Origin of the sequence: Microbacterium sp. LBN7, assembly GCF_045690345.1 — a bacterium.
Classification (GTDB): Bacteria; Actinomycetota; Actinomycetes; order Actinomycetales; family Microbacteriaceae; genus Microbacterium.
In genome coordinates this window covers 2,125,924-2,146,116 of record NZ_CP147856.1, presented here as the reverse complement: position 1 = coordinate 2,146,116, position 20,193 = coordinate 2,125,924, and the positions used below count along the sequence as shown (strand labels likewise).

General features: G+C 70.4%; 22 protein-coding genes. 12 read left to right on the top strand and 10 right to left on the bottom strand.

Features of this window, described 5'->3' with window-relative positions; genetic code table 11:
- Nucleotides 1–2: 2 nt before the first annotated feature.
- The gene (locus tag LBN7_RS10280) at nt 3–1,451 is read left to right on the top strand and encodes an MFS transporter (RefSeq protein ID WP_407359568.1); all 1,449 of its coding nucleotides are present in this window, start codon (nt 3–5) and stop codon (nt 1,449–1,451) included.
- On the opposite strand, the gene LBN7_RS10275 is transcribed toward LBN7_RS10280, so the two are convergent.
- Entirely contained in the window at nt 1,432–1,608 is a 177-nt protein-coding gene (locus tag LBN7_RS10275; RefSeq protein WP_165807961.1) for a hypothetical protein, read from the bottom strand. The two genes, LBN7_RS10280 and LBN7_RS10275, sit on opposite strands and share 20 nt — an antisense overlap.
- A gap of 107 nt (nt 1,609–1,715) precedes the next feature.
- Here LBN7_RS10275 and LBN7_RS10270 point away from each other — a divergent pair, with 107 nt between their 5' ends.
- Nucleotides 1,716–2,165: a carboxymuconolactone decarboxylase family protein gene (locus tag LBN7_RS10270; protein WP_341947063.1), complete on the top strand. Its 450-nt coding sequence runs from the start codon at nt 1,716–1,718 to the stop codon at nt 2,163–2,165.
- Here LBN7_RS10270 and LBN7_RS10265 read toward each other — a convergent pair.
- Nucleotides 2,147–2,896, bottom strand: coding sequence for a MerR family transcriptional regulator (locus LBN7_RS10265; protein ID WP_407359567.1), 750 nt, complete (start codon nt 2,894–2,896; stop codon nt 2,147–2,149). The two genes, LBN7_RS10270 and LBN7_RS10265, sit on opposite strands and share 19 nt — an antisense overlap.
- Before the next feature lie 61 nt (nt 2,897–2,957).
- On the opposite strand from LBN7_RS10265, the gene LBN7_RS10260 reads away from it, so the two are divergent.
- The 9 genes from LBN7_RS10260 (at nt 2,958) to LBN7_RS10220 (ending at nt 9,414) form a co-directional block, all read left to right on the top strand.
- Nucleotides 2,958–3,398: a DUF6194 family protein gene (locus tag LBN7_RS10260; RefSeq protein ID WP_407359566.1), complete on the top strand. Its 441-nt coding sequence runs from the start codon at nt 2,958–2,960 to the stop codon at nt 3,396–3,398.
- Nucleotides 3,399–3,405: 7 nt separating this feature from the next.
- Nucleotides 3,406–3,951, top strand: coding sequence for a putative immunity protein (locus LBN7_RS10255; protein ID WP_407359565.1), 546 nt, complete (start codon nt 3,406–3,408; stop codon nt 3,949–3,951).
- Between the two features lie 25 nt (nt 3,952–3,976).
- Nucleotides 3,977–4,609: a hypothetical protein gene (locus LBN7_RS10250; protein WP_407359564.1), complete on the top strand. Its 633-nt coding sequence runs from the start codon at nt 3,977–3,979 to the stop codon at nt 4,607–4,609.
- Between the two features lie 56 nt (nt 4,610–4,665).
- On the top strand, nt 4,666–5,343 hold the full coding sequence (locus LBN7_RS10245) for a response regulator transcription factor (RefSeq protein ID WP_407359563.1): 678 nt from the start codon (nt 4,666–4,668) through the stop codon (nt 5,341–5,343).
- Nucleotides 5,336–6,667 (top strand): sensor histidine kinase, encoded by a 1,332-nt coding sequence (locus tag LBN7_RS10240; RefSeq protein WP_407359562.1) that lies wholly within the window; start codon nt 5,336–5,338, stop codon nt 6,665–6,667. Before LBN7_RS10245 ends, LBN7_RS10240 begins: the two co-directional genes overlap by 8 nt.
- A gap of 67 nt (nt 6,668–6,734) precedes the next feature.
- Nucleotides 6,735–7,523: a hypothetical protein gene (locus LBN7_RS10235; RefSeq protein WP_407359561.1), complete on the top strand. Its 789-nt coding sequence runs from the start codon at nt 6,735–6,737 to the stop codon at nt 7,521–7,523.
- A gap of 285 nt (nt 7,524–7,808) precedes the next feature.
- Nucleotides 7,809–8,246, top strand: a complete 438-nt coding sequence (locus tag LBN7_RS10230; protein ID WP_407359560.1) for a MarR family winged helix-turn-helix transcriptional regulator — start codon at nt 7,809–7,811, stop codon at nt 8,244–8,246.
- Complete coding sequence (locus LBN7_RS10225; protein WP_407359559.1) at nt 8,243–9,223, top strand: zinc-binding alcohol dehydrogenase family protein; 981 nt, start codon at nt 8,243–8,245, stop codon at nt 9,221–9,223. The genes LBN7_RS10230 and LBN7_RS10225 overlap by 4 nt, the downstream gene beginning before the upstream one ends.
- Nucleotides 9,220–9,414, top strand: a complete 195-nt coding sequence (locus LBN7_RS10220; protein WP_407359558.1) for a hypothetical protein — start codon at nt 9,220–9,222, stop codon at nt 9,412–9,414. Before LBN7_RS10225 ends, LBN7_RS10220 begins: the two co-directional genes overlap by 4 nt.
- 23 nt (nt 9,415–9,437) lie before the next feature.
- Here the strand turns inward: LBN7_RS10220 and LBN7_RS10215 are convergent, their stop codons facing one another.
- Genes LBN7_RS10215 through LBN7_RS10180 form a run of 8 tightly spaced genes read right to left on the bottom strand, consistent with a single transcriptional unit; the run spans nt 9,438 to nt 18,896 of the window.
- The gene (locus LBN7_RS10215) at nt 9,438–10,289 is read right to left on the bottom strand and encodes a CPBP family intramembrane glutamic endopeptidase (protein WP_407359557.1); all 852 of its coding nucleotides are present in this window, start codon (nt 10,287–10,289) and stop codon (nt 9,438–9,440) included.
- 40 nt (nt 10,290–10,329) lie between these two features.
- Nucleotides 10,330–12,078 carry a sugar phosphorylase gene (locus tag LBN7_RS10210; RefSeq protein WP_407359556.1) on the bottom strand — a complete coding sequence of 583 codons (1,749 nt, stop codon included), beginning with the start codon at nt 12,076–12,078 and terminating at the stop codon, nt 10,330–10,332.
- Nucleotides 12,075–13,400: a glycoside hydrolase family 36 protein gene (locus tag LBN7_RS10205; protein ID WP_407359555.1), complete on the bottom strand. Its 1,326-nt coding sequence runs from the start codon at nt 13,398–13,400 to the stop codon at nt 12,075–12,077. The genes LBN7_RS10210 and LBN7_RS10205 overlap by 4 nt, the downstream gene beginning before the upstream one ends.
- On the bottom strand, nt 13,397–14,509 hold the full coding sequence (locus LBN7_RS10200) for a Gfo/Idh/MocA family protein (RefSeq protein WP_407359554.1): 1,113 nt from the start codon (nt 14,507–14,509) through the stop codon (nt 13,397–13,399). The genes LBN7_RS10205 and LBN7_RS10200 overlap by 4 nt, the downstream gene beginning before the upstream one ends.
- Nucleotides 14,506–15,564 (bottom strand): zinc-binding alcohol dehydrogenase, encoded by a 1,059-nt coding sequence (locus LBN7_RS10195; RefSeq protein ID WP_407359553.1) that lies wholly within the window; start codon nt 15,562–15,564, stop codon nt 14,506–14,508. Before LBN7_RS10195 ends, LBN7_RS10200 begins: the two co-directional genes overlap by 4 nt.
- A gap of 34 nt (nt 15,565–15,598) precedes the next feature.
- Entirely contained in the window at nt 15,599–16,504 is a 906-nt protein-coding gene (locus LBN7_RS10190; RefSeq protein WP_341947050.1) for a carbohydrate ABC transporter permease, read from the bottom strand.
- On the bottom strand, nt 16,501–17,505 hold the full coding sequence (locus LBN7_RS10185; protein WP_116633431.1) for a carbohydrate ABC transporter permease: 1,005 nt from the start codon (nt 17,503–17,505) through the stop codon (nt 16,501–16,503). Before LBN7_RS10185 ends, LBN7_RS10190 begins: the two co-directional genes overlap by 4 nt.
- On the bottom strand, nt 17,502–18,896 hold the full coding sequence (locus tag LBN7_RS10180) for an extracellular solute-binding protein (RefSeq protein ID WP_341947049.1): 1,395 nt from the start codon (nt 18,894–18,896) through the stop codon (nt 17,502–17,504). The genes LBN7_RS10185 and LBN7_RS10180 overlap by 4 nt, the downstream gene beginning before the upstream one ends.
- 138 nt (nt 18,897–19,034) lie before the next feature.
- On the opposite strand from LBN7_RS10180, the gene LBN7_RS10175 reads away from it, so the two are divergent.
- Nucleotides 19,035–20,186: an ROK family protein gene (locus LBN7_RS10175; RefSeq protein WP_341947048.1), complete on the top strand. Its 1,152-nt coding sequence runs from the start codon at nt 19,035–19,037 to the stop codon at nt 20,184–20,186.
- Nucleotides 20,187–20,193: the final 7 nt, after the last annotated feature.

Sequence of the window (20,193 nt, the reverse complement as noted above, 5' to 3'; positions counted from 1 at the left end):
CCATGTCCACCGCATCCGTCGACGTCCCCGTCGGCACCCCTCCCGCCTGGCGCAGGACCGTCGTCCTCGCCGTCATCATGGGCTGCCAGCTCATGATGGTGCTCGACACCTCGATCGTGACCACGGCGCTCCCCCACGTCCAGCGCGAACTCGGATTCACCGACACCTCCCTTTCCTGGGTGCAGAACACCTACGCACTCGCCTTCGGCGGCCTGCTGCTGCTCGGGGCGCGCACGGGCGACCTGCTCGGGCGGCGGCGGGTCTTCGCTGCGGGCGTCGGCCTGTTCACCGCCGCTTCCCTCATGGCGGGCCTCGCGCCTTCGGCCGATGTCCTCATCCTCGCTCGTGTGCTCCAGGGCATCGCCTCCGCGTTCGCCATCCCGGCCACGCTCGCCCTCCTGGTGCAGTCCTTCCCGCAGCCGGAGGAGCGGACGCGCGCGATCAGCATCTACAGCGCGGTCATCGGCGCCGGCGGCAGCGCCGGCATCATCGTCGGCGGACTCTTCACCGATCTGCTGTCGTGGCGCTGGGGGATGCTCATCAACGTGCCGATCGGCATCGCGGTGCTGCTGCTCGCCCCCCGCTTCCTGCCCGAGACGCCGCGGGCCGCCGGCCGCGTCGACGTGCCGGGCGCCCTCACGGTGACCTCGGGCATGACCGCACTCGTCTTCGGTCTCGTCAGCGCCGCTGAGTCCGGCTGGACGGCACCCGTCACGATCGCCACCCTCGGTGCGGCATTCGCCCTCCTCGTCGCCTTCGTCCTCATCGAGCGCCGGGCGATCCAGCCGATCACGCCGCTGGGGCTGTTCCGCGACGTCACCCGATCCGGCGCCTACCTCGTGCGGATCCTCATCGTCGGCGCGATGTTCTCGACGTTCTACTTCCTGAGCCAGTACCTGCAGAACGTGCAGGGCTTCAGCGCAGTGGTCGCCGGACTCTCCTACGTCCCGCTCACACTGATGTTCTTCGCGATGGTGTACCTCGTGCGCCCGCTGAGCGCGCGGATCGGCAAGCCGCTTCTCCTCCTGGTCTCGCTCGCGGTGGCCGGTGGCGGGATGCTGTGGCTGAGCGCGATCGACACGGACACGCCGTTCTTCAGCGGCATCCTGCCACCGCTCCTCGTCCTCGGCGTCGGGCAGGGGATCGCGATCATCCTGCTGACCGAGTTCGGCATGACGCGCGTCGCACCGGAGGACAACGGCGCGGCATCCGGTCTCGTCAACACGGCGCACCAGCTCGGCGGAACCATCGGCCTGGCGCTGCTGACCGTCGTCTTCACCGCTGCGGCAGCGAACGCGACGACCAGCGCGGGTGCGCAGGCAGATGCCGGCGCATACGCCGCCGTCTTCCAGTTCGCGACCTGGTTCTACGTCCTCGCCGTGGTCATCGCGGCCGTCATGGTCACGGCGGATCGACGGCGCGGGTGCGCGCTCAGTCGTCGGCGCGGCTGAAGACGCTCCGGATCACGACGAACACCACGACGGCGACCACCGCGACGATCGCCAGCTTGGCGATGAACCACAGCACGGAGAAGAGGGCGCTCACCAGCCACCAGGCGATCACGACGGCCAGGATCACGCCGAGGATGGTCCAGATGTTCTTGGTCATGAGTACAGCCTACGGATGCCGGAGCGCACGAAGCGCCTCACATCTCCCGGGGCTGCGTCGTCGATCCTGGTGGGGGCGCAGACGCGCCCGGAACAAGGAGAGACCACGTGTCCCATGTGAACATCGGCAAGATCTACTCGGCTCCGTACCAGGCGATGCTGGAGTTCGCCGCGAAGGCCGCCGAGGCAGGAGCGGATGCCGGGCTGTCGCCGCTGCTCGTCGAACTGGTCAAGGTGCGCGCCTCACAGCTCAACGGCTGTGCGTTCTGCCTGCGGATGCATTCGGCTGATGCCGTGAAGCACGGCGAGACGGCCGATCGCCTCGCCGTGCTCGCGGGCTGGTGGGAGTCGCAGTACTTCTCCCCCGAGGAGCAGGCGGCGCTGCAGATCGCCGAGCGGGTGACGCTGATCGGCGATCACGGTCGACTTCATGATCGCGGCATCGACGTCGACGGCATCCTGACCGAGAAGCAGATCGCCGCGGTGACCTGGCTGACCGTCGTGATCAACAGCTGGAACCGCATCGCGATCACCAGCCACTACCCCGTGGCTCCCTGAGGTCGGAGCCCTCCCGCGGCGGCTGCGTCGAGAAGGTCGTGAAGCGCGCCGGCGGCCGCGAGGAGGGCGACGCTCCGGCGGGTGAGCTCGAGGAGCCGGTCGGTGAGGATCCGCTGCGCGTCGGCGGTCAGCGCGTGACCGCGCAGCTGGTCGAGGATGCGGGCGATCGGCGGGATGCCGTAGCCGCCGGCGCGAAGCGCTGCGATGACCCGGGCCTCGGTGATCGCCCTCGACCCGTAGGAGCGGGAGCCGGACGAACCGGTGCGCAGCGGATGGAGGATCCCCTCGCGCTCCCAGTGGCGCAGGGCCGAGGTGCGCACGTCGAGGGCCTGCGCGAGCTCGCCGATCGTCATCGCATCCTCGTCGCCGAAGACCTCGGTGGAATCCTGCACGGCGACGTCCAGACCGCGGAGCGCCTCGCGGACGCGGGAGCGCTCACCGGCCAGCGCCGCGTGGAGGTCGTCGATCTGCGCGGCCGCGCCTTCCACGGTGCCGCCTATCAGCACCGGCATCAGCTGCCGAGCCGGCACCGGGCCGATGGCCGCGGCGAGCGCCCGATAGGCCCGGAGCGCCACGAGGTGCTTCTCCTGATAGTGGCGGTACCCGTTGGCTCCGCGGGCGGCAGAGGGGATCACCCCGAGCCGCTCGAGGTCGCGAACCTGCTGCGTCGAATAGCCGAGCAGCCGTCCGACCTGCGCCGTCGTGAGAGAAGCCACTTGAGAGTTGGTCACGGCATCCTCCTGTTTTCTGGCGTTGAAGTCCACACAAGCACTTCAAGCTCATCATTGAAGCATGAAGATGCAGCAGATCATCGAGAACGTCCGAGGGTTCGACGGCGCACTGGTCGTCGCCCCCGAGATCGGAAGCGACTTCCCCGAGCTCTCGTGGGGCGACGCGTACTTCTACCACGCCCCCGACGGCCGGATGCCGGAGCGCACGCAGCCCTACGGGACCATCATCACGAAGGACTACCCCGACGACACGTCGTCCGATCTCGGCACCCCCGGTCGGTTCCGCGTGAACATCCATGTCGGGCGGGAGCGCGCCGACGCCCTCATCGTGACGGAGGCACACACCACCGACGCCGACGTGTTCCAGCGGCATCCGCTCTACGGCACCGCCGGCTGGGTCTGCGTGATCGACCCGGCGGAGAAGACAGCGGATGCCGTGCTCGCCCTGCTCCGCGACGCCCACGAGGCGGCCCGGTCGCGCACGGCTCGTCGGGCGCGGTGAGGGCGGCATGGCCGGAACAGCCTCTCCCCAGTCGCTGAGCGACGCCGAGCGGCGGATCGTCGCCGCCTGGGCCGCCGACTGCGCGGAGCACGTGATGCCGCTGTTCGCGGCGGAGGCTCCGGAAGACGACCGCGCCGCCGACGCCATCGCCCGAGCCCGGGCGTACGCCCGGGGCGAGCTCGACGCCGCGGGTGAGATCCGCCGCCGCTTCGTCGCGGGGCGTGCGGCGGCGAGTGCGCGCACGCCGGCGGGAGTCGCCGCCGCGCGCGCCGCCGCCCAGGCCGCCGGGGTCGCGCACATGGGCGCCCACGCGCTCGGGGCGGCGGCCTATGCGGCGAAGGCCGTCGAACTGGCGCACCCCGAGAGCCCCGGGGTGCGCGGCCGGGAGGTGGCCTGGCAGCTCGATCGCCTCTCCCCCGACGCGGCGGATGCACTCCGCCGGCTGCCGCTCCTCGGTGAGGACACGGCGGGCCCGCTCGGCCCCGGCCTGCTCGCCTCCGGGGTGCTCGGCGCCGTCATCCGCGAGATCCAGGAGCACCTCGGCGAGATCTGACCGTGCACGTCCCTAGAGTGGACGGATGGAGGCGAACCCCTGGCGCGACATCCGTCTCGACGTGTACGAGTCGCACATGAGCGATCAGTCCGTCGGGCAGCTGGACCTGCTGCGCCGGATCACGGCCGATCAGCTGCGCGATCACCCGTCCCGCCGGATCGGCATCCTGGGCATCGCCGGCGGCAACGGCCTGGACGAGGTCGATCCGACCCGGATCGATGCGCTCACCGGGTACGACATCAACCCGGACTATCTGGATGCCTGCCACGCCAGGTACGGCGAGGCGTTCGGTGCGCGGATGCAGCTGCGGGAATGCTCGATCGACCGCTCGCTCACGATCGAACCGACCGATCTGCTGCTCGCCAACCTCATCATCGAGTACGTGGGGCTGCCGGAGTTCGCCGCGTTCGTCGCCGCCAACTCCGCGCGGATCGGCATCCTCTCGTGCGTGACGCAGCAGAACGGCACGGCAGGGCTCGTCAGCAGCACCCGCTACTCTGCGGCCTTCGCGGGACTGGCATCGGTCGCCTCGGAGGTCGACCCGGGCGGGCTCACCGCTGCGCTGACGGCGGTCGGCCTGTCGCTGACGGCGCAGGTCGAGCATCCGCTGCCGAACGGGAAGCTCCTCACCCGGCAGGACTTCGCGACCGCGCGGTGAGACCGCCTCGCCCCGGCTTCAGCCCCGATTCAGCGTGGGACCGCCACACTGGAGGAATGCGGATCCTGGTGGTCGACGACGAGGTGCGCCTGGCCGACGGCGTGCGGCGCGGGCTCGAGGCCGAGGGCTTCGCGGTCGACGTCGCGCACAACGGGGTCGACGGGCTCTGGCGGGCGCGCGAGACCCGGTACGACGCGATCGTGCTCGACCTGATGATGCCGGGGATGAGCGGCTGGAAGGTGTGCGAGGCGCTGCGCGCCGAGGAGAACTGGACGCCGGTTCTCATGCTGACCGCGAAGGACGGCGAATGGGATCAGGTCGAGGCGCTCGAGACCGGTGCCGACGACTACGTCACCAAGCCGTTCTCGTTCGCGATCCTCGTCGCACGCATCCGGGCACTCGTGCGTCGCGGCGCGGTCGCCCGACCGGCGATCCTGGAGGCCGGCGACCTGCGCCTCGACCCCGCCGCCCACCGCGTCTGGCGGGGCGAGACGCCGGTGACCCTGACCGCCCGAGAGTTCTCGGTGCTCGAGTACCTGATGCGTCACCGCGGCCAGGTCGTGACCAAGCGGACCCTGATCGACGGCGTCTGGGATGACGACTTCGACGGCGACCCGAACATCGTCGAGGTGTACGTCGGTCACCTGCGCCGCAAGCTCGACAAGCCGTTCGGGCGCGAGGCGATCGAGACGATCCGCGGTGCCGGATACCGTTTGGCGGCCGACGGTGGCTGACCGTTCGGTGGCCGGTCGCTGGTGGCGTTCCGTGCGCGGCCGCACGACGCTCGGCGCCACCCTGATCGTCGCGGTGGCCCTCGTCATCGGAGCCGTCTCGTTCTACGCCGTGCTGAGCAGCAGTGTGCGCGGCAGCACCGAGCAGGCGGCCCAGCAGCGCGTCGAGCAGCTCGGCGATCGCGAGGGCGCGTCCGACGGCGCCGGCATCGACACCCTCGACGACGAGTTCGTGCAGATCCTCGGAGCGGACGGCACCGTGCGAGCGGCCAGCGAGGATGCCCGCGAGGCACTGGGGTCGACGCCCCTCCCGGTCGCCGACGACGCGCAGACGATGACCGTCGACGGCGAGCCGATGCTCATCGTCTCGGATGACATCGACGACGACCAGACGATCGTCCTCGCGGTGTCGGTCGAGGACGACGCCGAGACCCTGGCGACGGTCGCGACGCTGCTGGCCGTGGCGGTGCCTCTCGTGCTCCTGCTCGTCGCGGGCACCACGTGGTTCGTGACCGGTCGCGCGCTCCGACCCGTGACGCGCATCCGTCAGGAGGTCGAAGGCATCACGGCCGAGCGACTCCACCGGCGCGTGGCGGTGCCTGACTCGGCCGACGAGGTCGCCGCGCTCGCGACGACCATGAACGGCATGCTCGATCGGCTGGATGCCGCGGCGACGGCGCAGCGGAGATTCGTGTCCGACGCGTCGCACGAGCTGCGCTCCCCGCTCGCGACGATCCGACAGCATGCCGAGCTGGCGCAGGCGCACCCGGGCGTGACGAGCATCGGCGAGCTGGCCGAGGTCGTGTCCGAGGAGGGCATCCGGCTGCAGGGGATCGTGGAATCGCTGCTGCTCCTCGCGCGCCTCGACGAGGGCGTCACCCCGCACGACGAACCGGTCGATCTCGACGACCTCGCCCTCGGCGAGGTGCGTCGGCTGCGCGCGGCGGGGCAGGAGGTCGACGGCTCCGGCATCCAGGCCGCCCGCGTCTCCGGTGACCCGCGCCTGCTCGGCCAGCTCCTGCGCAACCTGGCGGACAACGGCGCCCGGCACGCGCGCGGCCGGCTCGCGATCGGGGTGACGCCGGCGGAGCGGCACGTGTTCGTCACGATCGAGGATGACGGCGACGGCGTGCCGGTAGAGGAGCGCGAGCGCATCTTCGAGCGCTTCGTGCGGCTCGACGAGGCCCGCAGCCGCGATGCCGGTGGCAGCGGCCTCGGCCTCGCGATCGCCCGGGGCATCGCGGCAGCCGAAGGCGGGACCGTCGTCGTCGACGACTCCCGCTGGGGCGGCGCCCGGTTCGTCGTCACCCTTCCCCTGAGCTCCTGACGGGTTCCTGAAGAGGTCTTCAGGACGCTTCAGGAAGGCTTCAGTGCCGGCGCGGGAGCATCGTCACATGGACGACAAGACACCCACCCCCGACCAGACTCCCCGCCACGGCGACGACCAGCCCACCGTGCCCGTCACCCCGACGACGGATGCCGCACCTCAGGCTCCGGCCGCCGGTCAGCACCCGGTGGCTCCGCCCGCCGCGTCCGCTCCGGTCGGGACCAAGCCCCGACGCACCCGAGCCCTTCTGATCGGCGGCGGGATCGCGGCAGCCGTGGTGCTCGTGGGAGGCGGCGTCGCCGTCGGCGCCGCGATCGGCGACGAGATCGGCGACGACGACGACGACCGGACCTCGGTATCGGACGGCCCTCGCCACGACGCCGACGACCGCGATGACGACGGCGGATCGACGTCGTCCGCCCAGGGTCCCGTCACCGGGATCGGCACGGATTCGGCCGATGAGCTCATCGAGATCGCGGATGCCGCGCGCGGAGCGGCCGACGGCGAAGTCACCTCGATCGACGCGAAGCGCGACGGCGCGTGGGAGGTGCAGCTGACCACCGCGGCGGGCGACGAGACCGAGGTCCGCGTCGACGAGAAGCTCGCGGCCACCGTCGTCTCGACCGAGGCCGCCGACGGCGATGACACCGGCCCGACGCTGGTGCTCGACGACGAGGCGATCCGCTCGCTGGTCTCCGCGGCGCTGGCCGAAGCCGACGGGTTGATCACCGACCTCGATGTCGACGGCGACGACGTGAGCCCCTACGACGCCTCCGTCCTCACGACGGACAACCGTTCGATCGACATCGACTTCACCGCCGAGTTCGCGGTCGTCGGCACCGACACCGACGACTGAGCCCGTCCTCCGCCTCCACGTTTCACACCTTTTCGGAGATACGTGGAGGCGGTTCTGGTCCACTGGAAGAGCAGCCGTCTCGGGAGGGGTCCCGGGGCGGAAGCGAAAGCGCCGCCCTCCCCTCATCGGGCGGCCGGTGGGCGGGGCTCTCCACTCCCCGCCCACCGCCTCTCCCGGTCATCGGTCGCGAGCAACCGTGTCGCGGCGAACACGGCCCGATCAACGACCGATTCCGAGGAATTCAATTCCTGGGAATATATACGCGGCTCGCACGTTGCATCCTTCATGGACTTCTTCGACGCCCTCGTCCGGTACGAGACCAACCTGTGGAACCACCTCGATGACGCCGTGCGGCACGCCGGAGCACCCGGCCTCGCGACCCTCTCAGCCCTGCGGGTCGTCGATCGATTCGCTCCGGCCGGCCGCGTGCAGGAGCTCCGGGACGAGCTGCGGATCACCGTGGGCGCGGCGAGCAAGCTCGTCGATCGCCTGGAACGCGAGGGGCTGGCGGTGCGACATCCGCATCCCACCGATCGGCGTTCCTCTCTGATCGCGCTGACCGCCGCCGGGGAGACCGTTCTGACTCGTGGCACACAGGCGCTGGCGGATGCTCTCGCCGACCACCTCGCGGGGCAGGATCTCACCGAGGTCACGTCGCTCCTCGCCCGACTCGACCGATCGCTCTCCGGTGCGCCGGTCGTCACCGCGGAGGCGATCCGATGAACGAGTCGATGCGCGCCGTCGTGGTGGAGGCTCCCGGAGGCCCCGAGGTGCTTGCCGTGCGCACAGTGCCGAGGCCGCGAGCCTCGAACGATCAGGTCCTCATCCGCGTGAAGGCCTTCGGCCTCAACCGCTCGGAGCTGCACTTCCGAAACGGCCTGGCCTACAGCGGCAGTTTTCCGCGGATCCCCGGTATCGAGGCGACCGGCGTCGTGGAGGAGGCTCCGGGAGGGCAGTTCCTGCCGGGCCAGCAGGTGATGACCATGATGGGCGGCATGGGTCGCGAGTTCGACGGCGGATACGCCGAGTTCGTGCGGGTGCCCGCAGCGCAGGTCATCCCGTTCCGGAGCGAGCTCCCGTGGGAGGTCGTGGGCGCGGTGCCCGAGATGCTCCAGACCGCGTACGGCTCCCTGGCGATCGGCGTGCGAGCGGGCGACGGCGACAGTCTCCTGATCAGGGGTGGCACGTCATCGGTCGGCCTGGCGCTGGCGGTCCTGGCGAAGCAGCGCGGGATGCAGGTCCTCTCGACGACCCGCAGCGAAAGCCGCCGCCCGCTGCTGGAGAGCGTCGGCGTCGACCACGTGCTGATCGACGACGGAGACATCTCGGAACGAGTCCGTGACATCATCCCGGACGGCGTCGACGGAGCCGTGGAGCTCGTCGGGGTGAACGTGATGCGGGACACACTGCGCAGCGTCCGCTCGGGCGGCGTCGTCTGCTTCACCGGGATGCTGTCGGACCAGTGGACCATCCCCGACTTCTACCCCATGGACTGGCTGCCGAACGGCGTGCGGCTCACCTCGTACTCCGGCGAAGCCGCAGACCTGCCGCCGCGAGTGCTGCAGGAGTTCCTGGACGCGGTCGCCGCGGGCGAGGCGCGGATCCCCGTCGGCAGGACGTACGCCATGGACGACATCGCACAGGCGCACCGCGATCTGGAGGCGAACGTCGTGGGCGGCAAGGGCGTGGTGCTGCCGTGAGCACGCCCATCGACTGGGCCCAGGCGCAGTATCTGCGCCGTCGTGCAGCGCTGCCGCTCGCCGTGCCGGATCGCGACGCCGACTCGGCGGATCGGACCGAGGGAGAGTCCGTCGTGGCGGACGCCCGGCAGCACGTCCTTGTCGCCGAGCACTCGGCGTCGTCGATCATCCCAGATATCGCCCGCTCCTGATCGCGTTCGGTGGCGAGAGTCGATCAGCTCGCCGAAGCCGCGACCTCTGCCCGTCGCCGACGCCGCTCGCTCACGATGAGCACGATCAGCAGGATGAAGCCCGTGACGATGACGATGTACGTGCTCAGCGCGGGCAGGAGGACGAGCGGGTTGCCGCTGGTGGGGAACGCGCCGAAGAGGAAGATCGACGGATCGGTGCTCGCATGCACGAGCATCGGCGCGATCAGCGTGCGCGTCACCCGCAGGATCAGGTACATGCAGATGCCGAACGCGAACGTGTAGACGATCTGCAGGAGCGTGGTCCCCAGCCCCTGGTCCGACGTGAAGAGGTTCGTGAAGTGCAGGGCGGCGAAGATGCCCGCCGAGGCGAGGGCGACGGCGATCTCGCGGTGGCCCCCCTTGCGCATGAGGTTGATCACGAACCCGCGGGTGACGAGCTCCTCGACCAGGCCGACGAAGAGCCCGGCCAGCAGCCAGGTGCCGACCAGGGTGATCCCCGCCTTCGCGTAGTCGATGGTGAGGAACGCACCGACGTTGATGACGAGCACGACGATCAGGGCGATCCACATCCACCGGCGGCCGCCGAGAGTCTGACGCGCGAACAGCTCCTTCAGCCAGCCCACGGATGCCGCGAACGCGAAGAGCAGGATGCTGGTGAGGATGATGGGCAGCGCCGTGGAGAAGAACACGTCCCCGGCGCTCCCCTTCTCGGCGCGGAGACCGCTCCCTTCGGGGACGGCGAGCCCGAGCAGGAAGCCGATCAGCTCATAGACGCCGAGGTAGACCGCGGCGAGCAGGAGCGCACGCCAGAATCCGCCCCTGTTCCAGAACCGCTTCCATGCCGATGACTGCTCGACTGATGTCTGCCCGGCCATGATGCCCTCTCTGAGGTCCCGAGTGGTCGTCGCCTCCCCGTCAGAGGCGGTCGCCGGTGTCTCGATTCGATGATGGCAGAGCGGCCAGCCAGACGTAGCCGAACGGCGCCAGCACGAGTCCGTCGTGATGAACCCCGCTCAGCAGGTCCGTGCCGCTCAGGGACTCCAGCGACACCGCCTCGTCGCTCACGTTCACGACCGCGACGACCTCATCATCGGTTCCCGCCGCGCGACGGACCACGAGCACACGATCGTCGAGGAACGCGATCTCCTGCGCGGCGAACGGCGAGAACGCCGCTGTCCCCCGTCTGACCGCGAGCATCGCGCGGACGCCATCCAGCATGCCGGATCGACGCCCCGGCACCTGCAGCTCGGCGTGCAGGGTGTCGGCGTCGAGCACCTCGCGGTTGATGCGCCGCGCGATGTCGCTGTCCTGCACTCCCTGGTGGTCCTGCTGCGACCCGAGCAGCGAGTGGTGATAGATCGCCGGGACGCCGACGAGGGACAGCAGGATGGCGTGGGCGGCGAGTCCGCGCTGCACCGCGGAGGAATCCGGATCCGGGTCTGCCGGGTCGACCAGCGCCTCGAGGAAGTTGGTGTTGAGCTCGTACACCCCCTCGCTGCCGTCGGGGCGCTTGGCCATCGACACCCGTCCGCCGCGGGCGAGCGTCCGCTCGACGAGCAGTGCGCGATCGGCATCCGTCAGCAGCCCCTCGGTGGGGCGCAGGCCGATGCCGTCGTGGCTCGCGAGGAAGTTGAACCAGGTGGCGGTGTCGCTGACGGGTCCTACGCCGCTCGCCCACTCCGACAGTGCGGTCGCCCGGCCTGTCACGAAGGCGTGCAGCACGAGGGGCGGCAGCGCGAACTGGTAGACCATGTGCGCTTCGTCGCTGCCGTCGCCGAAGTAGGTGATGTTGTCGGCGTGCGGCACGTTCGTCTCGGTGAGGAGGAGGGTGCCCGGCGCGAGCTCGTCGACGAGGATCCGCCAGATCCGGATGATGTCGTGCGTCTGCGGCAGATGGATGCAGGTGGTGCCGGACTGCTTCCACAGGTAGCCGATCGCGTCGAGGCGCACCGTGGTGGCGCCGTGCGCGAGGTAGCCGAGCAGGATGTCGGTGAGGTCGAGGAGCACGGCGGGCGTGCTCGGGTCGACGTCGATCTGGTCGGGCCCGAAGGTGGTCCACGCCCGCGCCGTCGTGCCGTCGGGGCGCGCGTACTCGTGCACGAGCGGAGTGACGCGGGGGCGGACGACGTGCGAGACGTCGAATCCGGGCCCGTTCTCGGGGAAGGGATCGAGGAAGTATCCGTCGTACCGCTCGTCCCGCGCGAGCCAGGACTGGAACCACGGCGACGAGCTGGAGATGTGGTTGGCGACGAAGTCCAGCGCGAGCGCGTACTCGTCGCAGAGGTCGGCGATGTCGTCCCAGGTGCCGAGCGCCGGATTCACCTGGCGGTGGTCGACGACGCCGAATCCGTCGTCCGAGGTCCACGGATAGATCGGCAGCAGATGCACGTCGCTGATGACGTCGCCGATGTGGTCGCGCAGCACTCCGGCGAGCGTGTGCAGCGGCGTCTCCCCCGGCCGGCGGAACGAGTCGCCATAGGTGATGAGATAGGCGGTGCGCTCATCCGGTCCGACATGATCCGCGTCCTGTCGCGGGGAGGCCAGGCGGGCGCGCCAGGTCTCCGCCAGGTTGAGGAGCGCGGCGAGCACGTCGGCCGCGGCATCCGGGTAGAGCTGTGCGACGAGCGGTGCGAGGCGGTCCTGCAGACCGTTCTCCGTGGTCATGCCGATGTCTCCTTCAGAAGCTGACGGACGAGTTCCATCCCGCGCGCGTCGAGACCGTCGATGCGATCCGAGAAGCCGCGGATGCCGGGGGCGGCGAGCACCACGTCAGCCCACTCCTCGCGCAGCGCGAACTCGGGCCGGGCGACCAGGCAGTCGGGGTCGTTGGTCCAGAACCGCCCGTGCTGCCATGCCCGCGCCTCGACCGACATCTGTCCGCGCAGGCCCTGCGAGCCGTCCTCGCCGCCCTCGTGGAACGTGTCGCCGGCGACCCGCATCGCGTCGACGAGACCGACGCTGGGCAGGATCGGCGCGCCGCATCCGAGCAGGAACGCGTCGTCGCCGAGCACCTCGCGGATCAGCTCGAGACCCGAGCGGTAGGCCGAGATGGGTGTGGCATCCGCGTCGTGGCGGCTGCCGGGCAGCGCTCCGGAGTAGAGGAAGTCGAGCTTCACGTAGTCGATGCCCAGATCGCGGATGTCGGAGAAGACGCGGGTCAGGTAATCGCGCACGCCGGGGTGTGTGAGGTCGAGTCCTCGCATGTCGTCGCCCCAGTTGCGTCCGGCGTCGCCGAGCACCCAGTCCGGATGCTCGCGCGCGACCGACGAGGTCGCGCCGACCGAGAAGGGAGCCACCCAGATGCCCGCGCGACGGCCGCTGTCGAGGATGGCGCCGACCGCGGCGGGCAGCGAGCCGAAGCGCGGGTTCGGCGCCGTCCACTCGCCGGTTCCCAGGCTCCATCCGTCGTCGATCTGCACCACGTCGACGTCGAGCCCCGCGGCGTCGATCGCGCGCACGTTCTCGATGACGTCGGACGCGTGCACCTCTTCGAAGTACTGGTACCAGGTGCACCACACGCGCGGCGCGGCCCACCCGAAGCGGGCGCCGGCTGCTGCGCCGAAGCGGTCTCCGAACGATTCCAGTGCGACCTCTCCGGTCGTTGAGCGAGCGAAGCGAGCGCCGTACTGAGCGAGCGAAGCGAGTCGAAGTGACGAAACGTCTTCGCCCGATCCAGCCGTCTCCACCGCCACACGATCGCCGCGCCACGACGCGCGGATGGTCGGCACCTCGCGGCTCGCGTCGAGGGTCCCGAACACGCGTGCGTCGCTCCCGTCGCCGGGGTCGACGACCAACAACCCCTCGCCCTGCAGGGCGTCCTCTGCCACCGGCGTACCAGGGCGGAAGCGCATGGCGTGCTGCCACGGCTCCGCCGGCCGGTGGATCTCCTCCCCGCGAGCGGACCACGTCGTCGGGCTCCAGCTCTGCCAGCCCTCCGCGTACACACGGGCGTCCGGCCCAACCGGGATCTCATCGATGACGGTCACGCTGCTCCACTCCTATCAAGGGCTGTCGTCAGTTCGAGGTCGATCGGTCGCACCGGCATCCCGCCCCGCTCAGCCGACTCGACGGCCGCGATGGTCGTCCGCACGGTCGCCACGACGTGCGCGGCGGCGTTCTCCGGTTCACGGTCTTCGGCGACGGCCGACTGCAGCTCGCCCATGGCACCCGCGAAGCCGTCGGTGAACCACTGACCCTCCAGCGCGAACTCGACGCTCTCGCCATCCCGGTCGAGCGCGAGCCGGTCGGAGCCGAGCAGCACGCTGCCGCGCAGGGTGCCCTCCGTCCCGTGGATCCAGAACGGGCATCCCCCGGCTGACGCCACGGCGCTCCCGACGATGCGGATCGACGCGCTCGCGCCGGACGAGACGTCGACGCGCAGGTGCGCTCCCCACGGGTTGCGCGCCTCCTCGGGCTGCGCGGGAACGCGATGATCGGATGCCGCGACGGCCACGACCGACGTGCCTTCGAGCCAGCAGCGGGTGATGTCGATCCAGTGCACGAGGTAGTCGTTCAGCAGCATGTGCGGCACGTCGTCGAACGGAGTGCCCGCGAGCGGCGGCAGCGGCTTGTCATGGAGGTGGGTGACGCCGACGACATCGCCGATGCGCCCTTCGCGGATCAGCAGCGTCGCGAGTCGCCAGGCCGGTGCCCAGCGCGCGTTCTGGTTGACGGCGACGCGGATGCCCTTCGCTCGGGCCTCGTCGAGCACCTCGGCGAGCCGCGGCAGTTCGGATGGGTCGCTGACCAGGGGCTTCTGCGCGAGCACATGCTTGCCTGCGGCGACGGCCGCCGCGATGAGCTCGAGGCGTCCCGTCGGCCCCGTCGCGAGGTCGACCACCTCGACGCGGGGATCGGCGAGCAGGGTGTCGAGCGAGTCGTGCACGGTCTCGATGCCGAAATCGGCGGCGAGCGCCTCGGCGTCGGCCCGGGTGCGAGAGGTCACGGCGACCACCGGCACATCCCAGGCCCGATAGGCGGGCAGGTGCGCGGAGCGCGCGATGGCCCCGGCGCCGACGAGCCCGACGCCGAGACGGCGGTCCGGAAACGGCGGGCGGTACGAGGGGACGGCGTCGTCGGGGATCTCGGAGCTCACTGCACCTGCTCCGGTGCCGCCTCGAACCGCAGCACGGCCTGCAGGATCTCGGGGTCACCGGCATCCAGGCGCGCGAACACGCCGGCGACATCCTCCGCCGGCACGACATCCGACACGAGCGCGCCCGCGTCGACGTCGCCGGCGAAAACGAGGCCCATGACCGTGCGCACCAGCCGCGCCTGATTCCAGCGGCCCCCGAGCGAGACCGGCACGCCGGAGATCTGGCTCGCGACGATGCGCACGCGGTTGTGGTGGAACTCCTCGCCGAGGCGCAGGTTCGACGCCCCGCCCTGATAGAAGCCGGATGCCGCGACCAGCCCCTCGGTCACGACGGAACGCACGGCCTCGTGCAGCGCCCGATCGGTGCCGGAGAGCTCGATCGCGCTGTCGGCGCCCCCGCCGGTGAGCTCGCGGATCCTCTCCCCCGCGCCGCCTTCCTGCAGCGCATCCACCGCGTGGACGGCCCCGAACGTCGTGGCCATGGCGAGGCGGGCGGCCAGCGTGTCGACGGCGATCACCCGGCCGCCCGAGAGCGACGCGAGCCGGGTGGCGAGGAGTCCGATGACGCCCTGCCCGAAGACCGCGACCTGCTCGCCCAGCCGCACGTCGGCGGCGAGGACGCCGTTGAGCGCGATGGCGCCGACGCGGGCGAAGGTGCCGAGCACCGGGTCGACGCCGTCGGGCACGATGCGCCCGACGACCGCCGCGGCCGGGACGACGGCGTCGCTGCGGTGACCCCAGATGCCGTGGACCACGTCGCCGACGCGCACGTCGGTCACGTCATCCGCGACCTCGACGACCTGACCGACCTCGGAGTAGCCCCAGCCGCTGACCGGGTAGCCGAAGCTCGGCTCGCCAGGCACGAACAGCCGCCGCTCGGCATCCCACGTCGAGGTGAGGTATGGATTGGTCCCGCGATACGCGGTCAGCTCCGTCCCCGCCGAGATGCCGGAGTACCAGGTGGCGATCCGGACCGATCCGGCTGTCAGAGGCTGGGCCTCGATCTCGACCAGCTCGACCTCGCGGACGGCGGAGAACTGCACGACATGGGGCACGGGCTGTGCCTTCCTTCCAGGATCGACGGGTGATTCAGCCCTTCTCCGCACCGGCGGTGAGGCCCCCGACGAGGAGCCGCTCCGATGCGAAGAAGAGCAGGATGATGGGCAGGGTGAGGATGACGGACCCGGCCATCAGCACCGTGGTGGGGACCTCGATGCTGCCGGCGAGCTGGGACAGACCGAGCGACACCGTCCACGAGTCGCGCTTCTCGACGAGGAACAGCAGCGCGAACAGGAACTCGTTCCACGCGATCATGAAGATGAACAGGCCATTCGACACGATGGCGGGCATCGCGAGCGGGATGCTGACCTTGCGCATGATCTGGAACCTGCTGGCCCCGTCGAGCGCCGCCGCCTCCTCCAGCGAGACCGGGATCGTCGCGAAGTAGTTCCGGAGCGTGTAGATCGACACGGCAGCGACCTGCGAGACGTACACGATGAGCAGGCCGACCAACGAGCCGCGCAGCCCGATCTGCGTGAAGAACACGAAGAGCGGCACCGCGAGCAGGATCGCCGGGAAGAAGTACACCGCGAGGAAGAGTCCCGACACCTGACGGCGTCCGAAGAACGCGAGCCGGCTGACCGCATACGAACCCGGGATCGAGACCAGCAGCGTGAGCACGACGGTCGCCAGCGCGACGAGCAGCGAGTTGCGCATGAAGACGATGAAGCCCTGCCCACCGGCATCCACGGGGGCGAGCACGTCGAGATACGTCGAGAAGTCGAGCTCCTCGATCGTGATCCACAGCGCCCCGGGGTTCTGCAGCAGCGAGTCGAGCGACCGGAAGCTCAGCAGCACCATGTAGTAGAACGGCACGACCGCGGCGAGCACCAGGAGCACGATCACGATCGGGCGGAGCACACGGAACAGGCCGTTCTCGAAGCTGTCGCGGGTCAGGCCGCGGCGCGGGGCGCGGGTCGTGGTCTGCGCGCTCATGCCTGCTCCTCCTGCTTGCCGAAGAACTTCAGGTAGATGCCGACGAGCACGGCGAGGATCGCGGCCAGCACGAGCGCCTGCGCGGCGGCCGCACCGATGTCGCCCCGCGCGGTGAGCAGGTCGAACACCCGCACCGAGACGACCTCGGTGCCGGCTCCGCCGCCCGTGAGCAGGTAGATGTCGTCGAAGTTGTTGAACGTCCAGATGAAGCGCAGCACGCAGAGCACGGCGATCGTGGGCAGGAGCTGCGGCAGGAGGATGTGGCGGAAGCGCTGGGTGGGCGTCGCGCCGTCGACGCGCGCGGCCTCGTCGAGCACGCCGGGCACGGCCTCGAGACGGGCCGTGAGGAAGAGGAACGCGAAGGGGAAGGAGCGCCAGGCCTCGAAGAGGATGACGGTGATGAGCGCGATCGGCAGCTCCACCTGCCACCCGAAGATGCTGACCGGCAGGGAGCGGTCGGAGAGGAAGGCGACCGGGTCCTCCCAGCCGAGCACGTTCTGGCCGAACCAGTTCACGATGCCGAACTGCGGGTTGAGCATGGTCGACCACACGAAGGTGGCGGCGACGACCGGGGCGACGTAGGGCAGCAGCAGCGAGGCGCGCACGAGACCGCGGCCCCGGAACGGCTTGCGGAGGGCGACCGCGGCGATGAGGCCGATGCCGATCGCGAGCCCGGTGCCGCACACGGAGTAGACGATGGTCGTCCAGAGGGCGCTGAAGAAGCCGGGCGAGGTGAGCACGTCGATGAAGTTGTCGAGCGTGTACTCGCCGATGATGCCGGTGCCGCGGATGTTGATGAGCCGCACGTCCTGGAACGCCAGCGAGATCGCCCAGATGATCGGCAGCACCACGGCGACGAGGATGATGATGAACGTCGGCGAGATGAGCAGAAGGCCGGCGCGGTTCTCCTCGCGGTTGTGCCGCGAGCGCCGGCGCGGCTTCGTGGTCCCGGGACCGAGGCGCGCGGCCTCGGTCCCGGATCCGTTCTCGAGAGTGGTCACTTGAGCGACTCGCCGATCGAGCGCACCGCCTCGGCGGCCGTCGCTGCGGCCTCGGCCGGGTCTCCGCCCTGCGCGACATCGCTGACGGCGGTCGAGACGGGGAGCTCTCCCTGGAGGGCGCCGAGCAGGCTGCCCTGACCCTGCGTGATGCCCCAGCGTGCGAGATCCTGCGGACCGGCGGCCACAGCCTCGAGCACCTCGGGCGTGTAGAAGTCCGACAGCGGCGCCTTGGTGTCGACTCCGGCGGGAAGCGTGCCCCACAGGTCGGAGAACTTCGTCGGCTCGTCCGGGGTGCCGGTGCGCACCGGCACCTTGCCCTCGGGAGCGATCGCGATCCACGGCTCATAGCCGTCGCCCATCATGTACTCGATGAACGACTGCGAGGCCTCGGCGTTCGCGCCCTCGGTGATGGTCCACGAGGTGATCTCGCCGAACTGCGCCGGTGCGTCGCCGTCGGGACCGGCGATCGAGGTCACCACGCCGGTGTTCTGCGCCAGGAAGGCGGGGTCGGCCACGCACTCGGGGCACGACGGCTTGGCGTCTTCCCGGAGCCCGGCCATCTCGTCGAGGACGAAGCTCGACCAGATGAACATGGCCGCTCCGCCCGCGAAGTAGGTCGCGCGGGTGGTGTCGACGTCCTGCGCACCGGGCACGGAGTAGTTCTCGGTCAGGTCGCCATAGAACTCGAAGGCGCTGACGCACGCGTCGGAGTCGAGCTCCACGTCGCCGTCCTTGTTCACGAGCTCGCAGCCGTTGCCGAGCGCGATCTGCTCGAAGGTCTGCTCCGTGAAGGCGTCGCCCGGCGCCGTGGCACCCACGAATCCGGCGACCTCCGGCGAGTCGAGCTTCTCGGCCGCGGCGAGGATCGACTCGTAGGAGTCGGGGGCCTCGAGGCCTGCCGCCTCGAAGAGGTCGGTGCGGTAGAAGAGCATCTGCGTCCACGACTCGCTCGGCACGGCGAGGGCCGTGTCACCGTCGGAGGTCAGCGTCAGGGCGTTCTCCGAGAACGTGGACGGGTCGAGGGCGTCGATGGTCGCAGCCACGGCGTCCGTGTCGACGAACTCGTTGGCCGACAGCGTGCGCACCTGCGGAAGCGAGATGCCGCCGATCACGTCGGGGAGGTCGCCGGCGGCGGCCGACGACGTCAGGAGCTGGGCGAACTGATCCTCGGCGACCGAGACGAGCTCGACGTCGATGCCGGTCTTCTCGGTGAACGCGTCGACGATCTCCTGCGTCGCGGCGACGCGGTCGGGAAGGTCCTCCTGCAGCCAGAAGGTGATGCCGTCGCCTCCGTCGCCGCCTCCCTCGTCGCCGGAGCTGGTGCATCCGGTGAGGGCGAGCGCGGTCAGGCCGACCACGGCCATTGCTGCTGCTGTCGCACGGGTCTTCACTATGCGCCTCCTTGCGCTGAGGTCCTGCAGGTCTCTTCGGGGCTCGGTCGGAATGTCACGACCATTAAGACTAAAAGCTAGACATAAGTCGCATAGCTGTCAAGCATTATGCTGAGAACGACCCCCATGGAGGTGGAGATGTCCGGTCCCGGCGATGTGCTCGAGCTGATCCGCGAGCGTCGCGCCTTCACGCGCGGCGACGTCCTCGAGGTGACAGGCCTCTCGCGGATGACGGTCGCGACCCGCATCGACGCCCTGCTGGACGCCGGCCTGATCATCGAGTCCGGCACCGAGAGGGTCTCGGCCGGCCGGCCGTCGCGCCGCCTCGAGTTCAACACGGCGCACGCCCACGTGATCGCCGCGAGCGTCGACACCACCCACACCACCGTCGCCCTCACCGACCTGGCCGGCCGGATCACGGTCGAGGAGCGCGTCGAGGTCGCGGTCGCCGACGGTCCCGACCTGACGCTCAACGCCATCGCCGACCGGGCTGCCCACCTTCTCGCGCGCGCCGGGATCGCGCGCGACGACGTCGCGGCCATCGCGCTCAGCATCCCCGGCCCCGTGGATCCCGACACCGACCGGCCCAGCCAGCCGCCGATCATGCCGGGGTGGGACGCCTACCCGATCCCCGACCATCTGAACAGCGCGCTCGGCGTCCCCGTCCTGGTGTCGAACGATGCGGATGCCGCCGCCCTCGGCGAGCAGCGGGCCGCGCATCCGAACTCGCGGTCGCTGTGCTTCCTCAAGGTGTCGTCCGGTATCGGCACGGGGATCGTGCTCGGCGGACGCGTGTATCGCGGCGCCGACGGAGGCGCAGGCGACATCGGGCACGTCAAGATCGCCGGGCACGGCGACCTGCTGTGCCAGTGCGGAGCACGCGGATGCCTCGCCGCCGCGGCATCCGGTCGCGCCGTGGCCCGCTCCCTCACCGCCCTCGGAAAGCCCGCCGCATCGGCATCCGACGTCGGCGCCTACCTCGCCGACGGAGATCCGGATGCCGCCAACCTCACGCAGGAGGCCGGCCGCCTGATCGGCGAGGTCGTGGCCACGGTCGTGTCCCTCCTCAACCCCTCCGAGGTCGTGCTCGGCGGGATGCTCGCCTCCCCGCCCCTGCTGGCGGGCGTGCGCGAGACCCTCTACCCCCGTTCGCTCCCCCGGGCGACCCGGCACCTCAGCATCAGCCAGTCGACGCTCGGCGAGAAGGCGACGGTGGTGGGTCTCGCGGCGATGGTGGTCGAGCGCGAGTACTCGGTGTCCGCGGTCAACGCGGATCTCGCGCGATCCTGACGGGGAT